Consider the following 12,537-nt stretch of genomic DNA (forward strand, 5'->3'; position numbering starts at 1 on the left):
ACAAAAATGCGTTTATTTATATTGTAAAGTTGCGTGAGCAATTATATCACAGGCGCAGAAGCGCGATTCTGCAGCGCGGCAATGCGATGCTTACAGTATAAAGGAAACCTCCCATGGCTTTTGATGGCGAAACCAACCAGCCCACCTACACAGCGCCTGAAAAGGACTTGTATGAAATGGGTGAGATCCCTCCGATGGGCTATGTGCCCAAGCAGATGTACGCTTGGGCCATTCGCAAAGAACGCCACGGCGAGCCGGACACAGCGATGTTAAAGGAAGTGGTGGATGTGCCAACCTTGGACAGCACCGAGGTACTGGTTTTGGTCATGGCCGCTGGCGTGAATTACAACGGTGTGTGGGCCTCGCTGGGTGTGCCGATCAGCCCGTTCGATGGCCACGGTCAGCCGTTCCACATTGCTGGCTCGGATGCATCGGGCATCGTTTGGGCCGTTGGCGATAAGGTCACGCGTTGGAAAGTTGGCGACGAGGTGGTCATCCATTGCAACCAAGACGATGGTGATGACGAGCACTGCAATGGTGGCGATCCGATGTATTCCCCAAGCCAGCGCATTTGGGGTTATGAGACACCGGATGGGTCTTTCGCCCAGTTCACAAACGTGCAGGCCCAACAGCTGATGCCGCGTCCCAAGCACCTGACGTGGGAAGAAAGCGCCTGCTACACGCTGACATTGGCCACAGCCTACCGAATGCTGTTTGGACATGAGCCACATGACTTGAAGCCTGGACAAAACGTTTTGGTCTGGGGGGCCTCTGGTGGTCTGGGATCCTATGCGATCCAATTGATCAACACGGCTGGCGGAAACGCAATCGGCGTCATCAGTGATGAGGACAAACGCGAGTTTGTGATGAGCCTTGGCGCCAAGGGCGTGATCAACCGCAAAGATTTTAACTGTTGGGGGCAGCTGCCCACAGTGAACACGCCTGAATATGCCGAGTGGTTCAAAGAGGCCCGCAAGTTCGGCAAGGCCATCTGGGACATCACTGGCAAAGGCAATAATGTCGACATGGTGTTCGAACATCCCGGTGAAAGCACATTCCCTGTATCGACCTTTGTGTGCAAACAAGGCGGTATGGTTGTGATCTGCGCCGGTACGACGGGCTATAACCTGACATTTGATGTACGCTACATGTGGATGCACCAAAAGCGTTTGCAGGGCAGCCACTTTGCCCATCTCAAACAAGCCGCAGCTGCGAACCATCTGATGGTCGAACGTCGCTTAGATCCGTGCATGTCTGAAGTGTTCCCATGGGATGATCTGCCCGAAGCCCATATGAAAATGCGTCGCAACGAACACAAGCCTGGAAACATGTCCGTTCTGGTCCAGGCGCCCACAACGGGCCTGCGGACCCTAGAGGATGTATTGGACGCCAAGTCCTAAGCGACTCACTTGGTTGATGTGCAATCGAGCAGCCGGTTCCAGAAATGGACCGGCTGTTTCTCGTTCGTTTGCGCACGGTAGGTTAACTTTTGACCAACTCGCTATTTCTGGGGAGGGTGAACTGGCGAATTTTTTAGGAAGTTTAATCGTGCTAGAGTTGATTTAACTTGTCGTTAACCTTTAGAAAAGAGACTGCATATGAAACGTGATTGGATTTTAGATGTTCTTGCTGATCTTCGGATTTTTGCAGCCGAAAATGACTTGCCACGATTGGCCGAGCATCTCATCGATGCCGAGCTTCTGGCACATGCTGAAATTTGTCAATCCCAGCGGTCGAATGTAAATGCGAAGCCGGCTGGAACAGTTCATCGAATGCATCGATCGATCAACAACGCTTGAAGACCTTCAGCGCGGCACAGAAGATCTACGTGAAATTTACGGTGTAGATCATGTCATCTATCATTGGGTGAACAGTAAAGGCGAACGTTACGGCGCAGGCACCTATTCGGAGGCCTGGGTCGAACGCTACTTGGAAATGGACTACTTGCGCATGGACCCGGTGATTATCGGGTGTTTACAGCGCTTTACCCCGGTAAATTGGAAAGACCTCGATTGGGCTGCGAAAGCGGCCAAAGCGATGTTTGCCGATGCTTTGGCGTTTGGCGTGGGCAATCAGGGGCTCAGCATTCCGATGCGTGGGCCCAGTGGACAGTTTGCGGTTTTCACCCTTAACAGCACAGCCACAGACGAAGAATGGGACAGCTTTATCGACAAAAATCAGCGCGATTTGGTGATCCTGGCCCACGAGTTCAACAAGCGCGCGTTGCATTTTGAACTGACCCCGGAAGATGTGCAAAAACCCAGCCTGTCCCCGCGAGAACTGAGTGCCATGACCCTGCTGGCCAAGGGCATGAGCCGTGGGCAGGCTGCGGCTGAATTAACCATTTCTGAACACACCTTTCGTGTTTATGTCGAAGGCGCGCGGCATAAATTGGGTGCGCTGAATACCACTCATGCAGTGGCGCGGGCGATCAAAGAAGGCCTGATTGTCGTCTGATGTGCCGGATTCGGTAAATCGCTCGGTCTAGGGCCTAAGCAGCTGGAAAGTAGGGAAATCCTAAAGTTGGTCATCGCCAACGGACAGGAGCCCATCCATGCTGCATTATCTTTACGCCGACCAATTGGACCAATATCCTTTGCTACGTGACACGATGTTTCGTGATCGTGCAGCCCAATTCAAAGAACGCTTGGGATGGGATGTGGATGTTGATGCCAACGGTTTTGAGCGTGATGAATACGATGCCCTGAACCCGCTCTATGTGATCTGGTCTTTGCCCGATGGCCGCCATGGGGGATCCATGCGGTTTTTGCCCACCACGGCTGAATGTATGGTGAACGATCATTTTGGTCATATGCTAAACGGCGAGACGATTTGCAGCCCTTTGATTTGGGAATGCACGCGGTTCTGCCTGTCCAACGACGCAGATCGCAAGACTGCGGCTGCGTTGGTTTTGGGCGCAGGTGAAGTGATGGAACGCTTCAGCCTAGAGCATTTTGTCGGCGTTTTTGACCCGCGCATGGAACGTATTTATCGCCTTTATGGTGTGAACCCTGATGTAATTGCCACGTCTGGAGAGGGCCGTGAAGAAATCGGTGTGGGTCTGTGGGAAATGCAGTCCGAGGCTTGGCCCAATATCCTAAACCGGGTTGGGGTCGCGCGTGAAACATCGAAGGAATGGTTGGCTGGATCACTTTTTAGGCCCGCACAACTGAGTATTTCTGCCGCTGCATAGGTTATGCGGGTGGTACAGGCTGGGGCGGGCAGATAGTCTTGCCTCATGACTGTTCTTGCCGTGCAATTTTCAGAAGATCAGGCCGAGGCCTATGATGCCGTAACCGATGCGTTGCGGCATTCGGGTATTGATCTGGACGACGCGCTTTTGATGCCACCGCGCGAGGCCGGCAGCGGTGTGATGGCTGTGATCGGTAAGGCTGGTTCGGGCAAAACCCTGTTGCTGGCGGAACTTTACAAAGCGCTGGAAAATGCCGGTGTTGATGTGGTGTCGGGCGATTATGAAGGGCGCAAACGCAAGGATCGCCGCACCTTGGCGATCTTGGCGCCGACCAACAAAGCAGCCTCGGTCCTACGCAACCGTGGGGTGCCTGCCACGACGATCCACCGGATCCTGTACACGCCAGTTTATGATCCCGAATACGAAAAGATTGCGGAATGGCTGGCCGGAAGCGGCCCGCGCCCCGAGGTCGAAGGTCTGACGGATGCCTCCCTGGATCGCGCCTTTGCGTTTTATCAAAACAACAAATCTATTCCCGGGGCTTTGGCGGCGGCTGGTTTGCGCGGCTCGGATTTCATCACCGGATGGAAGCGCCGCGAAGAGCCTTTGGATATCGGGTTCATCGACGAAAGTTCGATGCTGGACGAACGCCAATTTAGCGACCTTCAGGAGATTTTCCCGTCGCTCTTTTTGTTTGGCGATCCTGCGCAGTTGGCCCCTGTGAACCAGTCAGGCAGTATGGTTTTTGATCAGCTTAAGGGCCCGCGCAAATTGGAGCTGAGCCGCGTGCACCGGCAGTCGGACGACAGTCCTATCTTGGATTTGGCACACGCGCTGGCTGATGAAAGCCTGACATTTCAAGACTTTGAAGACATGGTCCAAGACAAAGCCCGCCAAGATGACCGCGTGGTTTGGGCCCAGCGGGTGGAAAGCGATCTGATGGCCCGTTCGCCGGTTTTGTGCTGGCGCAACGTGACGCGGATCAAGCTGATCAATGCGTTTCGCAATGCCTATGGAGCACCCGAGGACGAATTGATGGATGGCGAGCCGCTGATTTGCGACGGTATAGAACTGCCCATGAAGCACCGAAAAAAGCGCCTCGATCTTGAGGCGCGTGGGCTGATTAAAGGGGCGCAAGTCGTCTATCTGGGACCGGGGCGCAAGCCGGGGTTCTCGCGTTTGCATGTTATCGGGGCCGAAGATCCGCAGGTCAGTGCCGCGTCAATTGTGAAGATCGAAAAACCTGATGAGGAAGAGCCGCTGATCCCATACGCGGCCCGTATGGGGGCTACGTTTTTGCACGGGGCGGCGGTGACGATCCACAAAGCGCAGGGATCGCAGTGGGAAAACGTGCAGGTTTTTGCCCCGGATTTGTTTGTGGCCAACCGCATGAACCGGACCGAGGCGGGCCAACCTTTGTGGAAACGATTGGCCTATGTTGCGATCACGCGGGCGGAAAAACGGCTGTTTTGGGTGGTGCGCAACCGCTTGGCTAAGCCGTCGGGCCTGTTGCGCGTGGATGATTTGAACGTTGCACCAACGGCCCTGACCCTGACGTCGGAGGAACTGGAATGAAAACGATTTTGATTACAGGTGCCAGCAGTGGCATCGGTGCGGCAACAGCGCAAAAGTTCCTGTCCCAAGGCTGGGGTGTGGGCGTCGTGGCACGGCGCCAAGACGCGCTGGCCGCAGTGGTCGGCGGTCACGAAAATGCGTTGGTTCTGCCCTGTGATGTGACTGATGAAGCTGCTGTTTTATCTGTTTTTGAGCGGTTCAAGGATCGCTTTGGCCGATTGGATACGCTGTTTAACAATGCTGGCATGTTTGGTCCTGCGGCAAGTCTGGACGAAATCGATCTGAAGGATTGGAAAGCCACGATGGATCTTAATATCACTGGCATGTTCATTTGCGCGAAAGCAGCGTTTGGGCAGATGCGCCATCAATCCCCGCAAGGGGGCCGGATTATCATGAACGGCTCACTTTCGGCTCATGCGCCGCGCACTGCAAATTCAGCCGCTTATACAACCACGAAACATGCAATTTGGGGGCTGACCAAGACGATCACGATGGATGGTCGCGCCTATGATATTGCCTGTGGTCAGATTGATATTGGCAACGCAGGCACGCCTTTGGTCGAAGGCCTGGCCCAGCGCGAAGCTGCGGCTGGAAATGACCCCATGCCGGTGATGGATGTGGGCCATTGCGCAGACGCAGTCTATCACATGGCGTCGCTGCCGTTGGAGGCCAACGTGCAGAATATGACAGTAATGGCGACCAAGATGCCCTTTGTGGGTCGTGGTTAACGGATAAACCGAAACACCGCAGACGCCCCCCATCCCGCCGAGATGGCGATCGCCAATGCCATCAACCCGTAGGCAAAAGGCTGTTCGCGTGACATCGTAAACAGCCAGCGTTCCAGACCCTGTTTATGCACCCCAAGGGCGGTTTCATACTCGGCCAAAACCGTCTTGTTTTGGGTAAGAAACACACGAACTGTGTAGTCCCCTTCGACCAAATTAGCAGGGAGGCTGACGTTGGTGCGAAATAGGGTTTGGTCAATAATGGAGGCTTGCCCTTCGTTGAGCTGATAGAGGCCATTACCCGTACGAATACGCATCAACGCATCGCTAAAGCTTTGACTATCTTGAATATTTTGTGGTGCTCCAACGGACCTGATCGCTGTGGGGAGGGTGATATGATAGCGCAGATCGTCGGTGTTGGTCAGGATATCCGCAAGCGGCTTCGTGCTGCTAATTGCATAGAAACTGGGGGCTGCGTCTATCTCGACTGATGCGGCATTGGCCCAGATCCCCATGATCCGGTCCTTTCGGTAGACCGTGGCGGGCAAACTCGGGCCGCGCACGGTAATGATGACATCAAGGGGCGCATCGGCCGCGGTTGGGCCCTCGTGTTTGATCGCGCCAAAGACCAAAATTTGGCTGCCATCAAAGTTAACGGTGATCGCCACTTCGTCTTCGGAGAGGCCCAAGACAAGCTTTTGTGCGCCTGCAGTGACGGGCAGGATTAACAGGCAAATAACGGCTATAAATCGCAGCATATCAGTGTCCCCCTGCGCCGATTGAGAACACTTCGGAGGGTTGCAACAGCAAGTCCAGCGCCAGTTTTCCGCAGACGGCCAGCACCATAATCGCCAAAAGAATGCGCAATTGCTCGGCTTTCATTTTGACGCCAATGCGGGTGCCGATCTGGGCCCCGATGACGCCACCGACCAGCAGCAATACGGCCAGTATGATATCGACGGTATAGTTCGTCGTGGCGTGCAACATGGTGGTGAAAGCTGTCACAAAGATAATCTGAAACAGCGATGTGCCAACGACAACTTTGGTGGGCATCCCCAGTAGGTAAATCATCGCAGGCACCATAATAAAGCCGCCACCGACGCCCATAATGGCCGCCAAAACGCCAACGACAACGCCAACGACGATTGGCGGAATGACCGAGATATAAAGGCCGGACACGCGAAATTTCATCTTGAACGGAAGCGCGTGGATCCAGTTGTGTTTCTTGCGTTTGGGGGCGGCGGCGCGCTTTGTAGCGCGGATGGCGTTGAGCGACTCGATAAACATCAGCCCGCCGATCACGCCGAGGAACACCACGTAGCACAATTTGACCAACAGATCGACTTGGCCTGCCGCCTTGAGATAGTTGAATAGAACCACACCTAGGGCTGCGCCGACCAAGCCGCCGATCAGCAGGACAGTGCCCATGCGCAGATCAACAGTTTTGCGTTTGAAATGGGCCAGCACGCCCGAAAAGGAGGAGGCCACGATTTGGTTGGCCTCGGTTGCTACGGCGACAGCAGGTGGGATGCCGATAAAGAACAAAAGTGGCGTCATCAAAAATCCGCCGCCTACGCCGAACATGCCGGACAAAATGCCCACAATTCCGCCCAAGCCCAGCAACAAGAAGGCATTGACCGAAACTTCGGCGATAGGCAGGTAAATTTGCATGGGGCAGGGTCTTTCTAGGCTTGTTCGCTGCCTACGCCTGCTTGGTTAAAATGCCTAGAGGGCGGGGTGCGACAAATCGGAACAATTGCCGCCGAATGCGTCCTAGCGTTCCTTGACGTAGGGCTGGCCGCCTGCGCGCGGTGGAATGGCCTTGCCGACAAATCCAGCAAGGATCACCACGGTTAGGATGAAGGGTAGGGCCTCGAGCAATTGCGCCTGCACTTTGAATTGGAACACGGCTTCGATGATGTCGGGGCGTAGGGACATTGCCTGCAAAAAGCCAAACAACAGGCAGGCATACAGGGCATACCATGGCCGCCATTTGGCAAAGATCAGGGCGGCAAGGGCGATAAACCCACGACCCGCGCTCATGTCTTTGACAAAGCCCGCTTGCAACGCGGTGGCCAAGTAAGCCCCTGCAATACCACATAAAACGCCGCAAATTAGGACGGACGCATAGCGCAGACCTACGACCGATACACCGGCGGTATCCACGGCTTCGGGGTTTTCCCCCACAGCGCGCAACCGCAGGCCAAAGCGTGTGCGAAACAGCAGCCACCATGTGGCGGGCACAAAGGCCAGTGCCACGTAAACAAGGATCGTATGGCCCGAGATAAGTTCCGCGTAAACCGGTCCGATAAACGGCACGCCGGACAGACTGTCTGCAAAGGGCAGGGTGATGGTTTCAAAGCGTGCGTTGTCTATCAAAGCAGGGGTGCGGCCGCCTTGGCCGAACCAGTTTTGAGACACCACAACCGTAAGTCCAGCTGCCAGAAAGTTTATAGCCACGCCACTGATCAATTGGTTGCCGCGAAAGGTGATCGAGGCCAGCCCGTGGACCACGGATAAAACCACGGAGGCGCCGATGCCGGCAAGCAGCCCAATCCACGCAGATCCGGTCACATAAGCCACGCCGGCACTGAGGAAAGCGGCACCCAACATCTTGCCCTCAAGGCCGATGTCAAAGATGCCTGCGCGTTCGGAATAGAGACCCGCAAGACAGGCGAGTAACAGAGGGATCGCAAGGCGCACGGTGCTGTCGAGGACCTGCAAGATCGACATAAAATCCATGGTCTAACCTCCCGCCTTGTTGCGTCGCATGGCAAGAAACATCTTTTCCAGTGGCATGCGGATCATGTTGTCCAACGCACCAGTGAACAGGATCACCAGTGCTTGGATCACGATGACCATTTCGCGTGGGATTTTTGTCCAAAGACCCAGTTCGGCCCCGCCTTGGTAGAGAAAGCCGAACAGCAATGCGGCCAGTAGAACTCCAAAGGGGTGCGACCTGCCCATCAGGGCAACGGCGATCCCGATAAAGCCTGCGCCCTCGACGCTGTTGAGGACAAGGCGTTCGGCCTCGCCCATGACGTTGTTGATGGCCATCATACCGGCCAGTCCGCCTGAGATCAGCATCGAGACGACGATGATTTTTGTGGGGCTGATGCCTGCGTATTTCGCAGCAGATTCCGAATGCCCGAAGGCGCGGATCTCATAGCCCAGACGCGTGCGCCAAATCAGGACCCAGACCAAAAGGCAGGCCAGAAGGGCGATGATAAAGGTGATATTGGCAGGCGCTGCTTTGGAAAAGGAAATACCAAAGGGGGCCAGAACGTCATGCAGGGTTGGCAAATGCGTGGCCTCGGGGAACTTGCCTGTGGCCGGTTCCATAGCGCCCTTGGGTTTGAGCGGGCCCACCAGTACGTAGTTCAGCAAAGAGGCTGCGATAAAGTTGAACATGATCGTGGTGATCACGATATGGCTGCCGCGCTTGGCCTGAAGATAGGCGGGGATCAACGCCCAGAGCGCGCCAAACGCCGCCCCAGAGACGATTGCGCCCAGCAATGCCAGCGTCCAGTGCGGCCAGGGTACAAAGAGGCAGACAATCGCCACACCCAAGCCGCCCAAGGCCGCCTGACCTTCGCCACCAATGTTGAATTGCGCGGCATGAAAAGCCACGGCCACAGCCAATCCTGTGAAGATAAAATTGGTCGCATAATAAAGCGTATAGCCCCAGCCATAGGTCGACCCCAAGGCGCCCGTGACCATCAGATTGATCGCAGCCACGGGATCTTGGCCCGAGGCAAGCACCATCAGACCCGACAGGATCGCGGCCATGATCAGTCCCACCAGCGGGATCAGGATCACATCAGCCCATTTTGGCAAAACGTCCATTTATGCAGCCTTCCCGGTCATGCCTGCCATCAGCAGACCCAGTTCTTTTTCATCGGTTTGATCAGGCAGGCGTTCGCCCATGATCTGGCCGTCAAACATCACAGCGATCCGGTCGCTCAGTGCGAGGATTTCCTCGAGTTCGACGCTGACCAACAAGATCGCTTTGCCTTGGTCGCGCAGGGCCACGATTTGTTGGTGGATAAATTCAATCGCGCCGATATCGACGCCGCGCGTAGGCTGGCCGATCAACAGAAGGTCTGGGTTACGCTCGATCTCGCGGGCCAGCACGATCTTTTGCTGGTTGCCGCCCGAAAACGACTTAGCCGCCAGTTTTGGATTGGGCGGGCGGACATCAAATCGTTCCATCTTTTCAGTGGTATCGGCCCGCAAAGCTGCATTGTTCATCAGCAAGGCATTGCGGTTGTATTTGGCGTCGTGGTGGTAGCCAAAACCGGTGTTTTCCCAAGCGGTGTAAGGCATGATCAGCCCCTCGCGCTGACGGTCCTCGGGCACATGGGCGATGCCCCGATTGCGCCGACTTTGCCCATCAGACAGCTTACCGGTTAGGTCAATTGCATCACCGTTCAGCAAAACTACGCCGTTGCCAGACTGGATGCCGCCAAGCACCTCCAGCAATTCAGATTGGCCGTTGCCTGCCACGCCTGCGATGCCCAGAATTTCGCCAGCGCGCACTTGCAGCGAGATATCCTTGAGGCGCTTGACCCCTTGGTCATCGGTGACGGACAGGTTTTGCACGTCTAGGATCAAATCCCCCACCTTGGGGGCCGTTTTTTCCACCCGCAGCAGAACTTTGCGCCCGACCATCAGTTCGGCCAGCTCTTGGGGTGACGTGTCGGCGGTTTTGACCGTTGCGGTCATTTCACCGCGTCGCATCACGCTGACGGTGTCGGTGATTTCCATGATTTCGCGCAGTTTATGGGTGATCAGGATGATCGTCTTGCCCTCTTCGCGCAGACGTCCAAGGATGCGGAATAACTGATCCGCCTCAGACGGGGTCAACACGCCCGTAGGTTCGTCGAGGATCAGAATGTCGGCTTGCCGGTACAGCGCCTTGAGGATTTCGACCCGCTGCTGCATGCCGACGCCAATATCTTGGATCAGGGCATCTGGATCGATGTTCAACTCATATTCTGCGGCCAGATCGACCAATTGTTTGCGTGCCTTGCGCAGGGACGGCCCCAGTTTCCAGCCGTCTTCGGCCCCGAGGACCACATTTTCCAAAACACTAAAGTTTTCAACCAGCTTGAAGTGCTGGAATACCATGCCGATGCCCGCCGCAATCGCGGCTTGGCTGTCGGGAATGGCGGTTTTGGTGCCAGAGATAAATACATCGCCTTTGTCGGCTTTGTAAAATCCGTAAAGGATCGACATTAGCGTCGATTTGCCCGCGCCATTTTCACCGATAATACCATGGATTGTTCCGGGCATTACTCGGATCGAAATGTCCTTGTTGGCCTGCACCGGCCCAAATGCTTTGGAGATCCCAACCAGTTCGATTGCGGGGGCGATATCAGACATAAAGCGCGCCTAGAAAAAGAAAGAGAAAGGGCCGCGCAAGATACTCTGCGCGGCCCAAATTGTTTGTGTTTAGAAGTTCAAAGCAGGGCAGGTCTCATCGGACATATAGTCGTGGACCATCAACTCGCCGGACACGATTTTTGCCGAGGCTTCGTCAACCATTGCTTTCATTTCGGCCGACACCAAGGAGGCATTGTTTTCGTCCAATGCGTAACCAACGCCGTCATTTGCAAGGCCCATCACGTTAAAGCCTGCTTCCATATCTACGCCATCTTTGAACGCGTTATAAACCGCGTTATCGACCCGTTTCATCATAGATGTCAGAACCTTACCCGGGTGCAGGTAGTTTTGGTTGCTGTCCACACCGATGGAAAGGATCCCCTCGTCTGCGGCTGTTTGCAAAACGCCAACGCCTGTGCCGCCAGCGGCAGCATAGACCACGTCAGAGCCTTGGCTGATCTGGGCCTTGGTCAGTTCGGACCCTTTTACCGGATCGTTCCAAGCAGCAGGTGTTGTGCCTGTCATGTTGGCAATCACATTGATGTCTGGATTGGCTGCTTTGGCACCTTGGGCATAGCCGCAAGCAAATTTGCGGATCAGTGGGATGTCCATGCCGCCGATAAAGGACACAGCACCGGTTTTGGACGCTTGGGCGGCCATCATGCCCACCAAGAAGCTGCCTTCGTGCTCGTTAAATACAACCGAGCGCACGTTGGGCTGGTCGACGACCATGTCGATGATGGCAAATTTCGTGTCAGGGTAGTCTGCCGCGACCTCGCTGAGGGCCGAGGCAAAGGCGAAACCTGCCATTACAATCGGGTTTGCACCAGATTCCGCAAAGCGGCGCAGGGCCTGTTCGCGTTGGGCGTCGGATGTCAGTTCTACTTCGGCAAAGTTGCCGCCAGTTTCTTCGGCCCAACGGGTGGCGCCATTGAATGCAGCCTCGTTAAAGGATTTGTCGAACTTGCCGCCCAGATCAAAGATGATCGCAGGGTCAGCCGCGGCTGCGCCAACGGTCAAGGCAAGGGCGCTGGCTGCACCGAAGAGTGATTTCATAAGGGTCATAGGGGTCTCCCAAGGTTGTTATCTGAGAGGTCGGTCGCGGATCGCGCACCTGTCACCCCCCAGCGAGCAGGTTGATCTTGGTCAGATCATTGCTTGATTAGGCCTTGATGGGCGGCAAGGGTCAACCGCTTTTTGCCTATGGAATGGGTGGTTTTCTGTTGAATGCTCAGAACTTAGCCTTACGGACGCAAGGTCAGCGTCTTTTCTAGCAACAGCGCATCGATCCGGCTGCCCTCTGGGGTGCGGTAATAATCGCGCCGCAGCCCAGATTCGCGGTACCCGTTAGAGGTGTAAAGCGCCCGGGCGGCCCTATTGTTTGCAGCGACCTCGAGAAACACGGTGTGGATATCGGGGTGTGCATCGATAGCTGCCAGCAGGGTGCGTGCCAAACCGCGGCGGCGGTGGTTGGGATCTGTGGCCAAGGTCAGAATTTCCGCCTCGCCCGCGATGCAGCGGATCAAGGCAAAGCTGTGGTCCAAAACGATACTGCGCACCAAGGGCGCGCTGGTTTGCTGGGCAAATTCCTGCGCGGTCCAAGGTCGGGGTGTTTCAAAGCACAAGGCGTGCAGTTGCGCCATTTCCAGCGGGGTCATG

Annotated in this window: 12 protein-coding genes; 5 read left to right on the forward strand and 7 right to left on the reverse strand. The window is 55.5% G+C overall.

Annotated features, from left to right (window positions below; genetic code table 11):
- The first annotated feature begins 113 nt into the window (after positions 1-113).
- The 5 genes from ccrA (at position 114) to ACIRQ6_RS03290 (ending at position 5,496) form a co-directional block, all read left to right on the forward strand.
- A complete protein-coding gene (gene ccrA, locus ACIRQ6_RS03270) occupies positions 114-1,400 on the forward strand; it encodes a crotonyl-CoA carboxylase/reductase (RefSeq protein WP_420862708.1) in 1,287 nt (428 codons plus the stop codon).
- 343 nt (positions 1,401-1,743) lie between these two features.
- On the forward strand, positions 1,744-2,457 hold the full coding sequence (locus ACIRQ6_RS03275; protein ID WP_420862709.1) for a helix-turn-helix transcriptional regulator: 714 nt from the start codon (positions 1,744-1,746) through the stop codon (positions 2,455-2,457).
- Between the two features lie 97 nt (positions 2,458-2,554).
- Positions 2,555-3,193, forward strand: coding sequence for an acyl-homoserine-lactone synthase (locus ACIRQ6_RS03280; RefSeq protein ID WP_420862710.1), 639 nt, complete (start codon positions 2,555-2,557; stop codon positions 3,191-3,193).
- A gap of 45 nt (positions 3,194-3,238) precedes the next feature.
- Positions 3,239-4,768, forward strand: coding sequence for an ATP-dependent DNA helicase (locus ACIRQ6_RS03285; protein WP_420862711.1), 1,530 nt, complete (start codon positions 3,239-3,241; stop codon positions 4,766-4,768).
- Positions 4,765-5,496, forward strand: a complete 732-nt coding sequence (locus tag ACIRQ6_RS03290) for an SDR family oxidoreductase (RefSeq protein ID WP_420862712.1) — start codon at positions 4,765-4,767, stop codon at positions 5,494-5,496. The genes ACIRQ6_RS03285 and ACIRQ6_RS03290 overlap by 4 nt, the downstream gene beginning before the upstream one ends.
- Here the strand turns inward: ACIRQ6_RS03290 and ACIRQ6_RS03295 are convergent.
- The 7 genes from ACIRQ6_RS03295 to ACIRQ6_RS03325 form a co-directional block, all read right to left on the reverse strand.
- Positions 5,493-6,251 carry a TIGR02186 family protein gene (locus ACIRQ6_RS03295; RefSeq protein WP_420862713.1) on the reverse strand — a complete coding sequence of 253 codons (759 nt, stop codon included), beginning with the start codon at positions 6,249-6,251 and terminating at the stop codon, positions 5,493-5,495. The genes ACIRQ6_RS03290 and ACIRQ6_RS03295 overlap by 4 nt on opposite strands.
- A gap of 1 nt (position 6,252) precedes the next feature.
- Positions 6,253-7,164 carry a sulfite exporter TauE/SafE family protein gene (locus ACIRQ6_RS03300; RefSeq protein ID WP_420862714.1) on the reverse strand — a complete coding sequence of 304 codons (912 nt, stop codon included), beginning with the start codon at positions 7,162-7,164 and terminating at the stop codon, positions 6,253-6,255.
- 102 nt (positions 7,165-7,266) lie between these two features.
- Positions 7,267-8,235 carry an ABC transporter permease gene (locus ACIRQ6_RS03305; RefSeq protein WP_420862715.1) on the reverse strand — a complete coding sequence of 323 codons (969 nt, stop codon included), beginning with the start codon at positions 8,233-8,235 and terminating at the stop codon, positions 7,267-7,269.
- 3 nt (positions 8,236-8,238) lie between these two features.
- Positions 8,239-9,339, reverse strand: coding sequence for an ABC transporter permease (locus ACIRQ6_RS03310; RefSeq protein WP_420862716.1), 1,101 nt, complete (start codon positions 9,337-9,339; stop codon positions 8,239-8,241).
- Positions 9,340-10,878: an ABC transporter ATP-binding protein gene (locus tag ACIRQ6_RS03315; protein ID WP_420862717.1), complete on the reverse strand. Its 1,539-nt coding sequence runs from the start codon at positions 10,876-10,878 to the stop codon at positions 9,340-9,342.
- 69 nt (positions 10,879-10,947) lie between these two features.
- Complete coding sequence (locus ACIRQ6_RS03320) at positions 10,948-11,943, reverse strand: BMP family lipoprotein (RefSeq protein WP_420862718.1); 996 nt, start codon at positions 11,941-11,943, stop codon at positions 10,948-10,950.
- Between the two features lie 179 nt (positions 11,944-12,122).
- Positions 12,123-12,536: a GNAT family N-acetyltransferase gene (locus ACIRQ6_RS03325; protein WP_420862719.1), complete on the reverse strand. Its 414-nt coding sequence runs from the start codon at positions 12,534-12,536 to the stop codon at positions 12,123-12,125.
- Position 12,537 lies beyond the last annotated feature (1 nt).

The organism is Algirhabdus cladophorae (assembly GCF_044772865.1).
Lineage (GTDB): Bacteria > Pseudomonadota > Alphaproteobacteria > Rhodobacterales > Rhodobacteraceae > Algirhabdus > Algirhabdus cladophorae.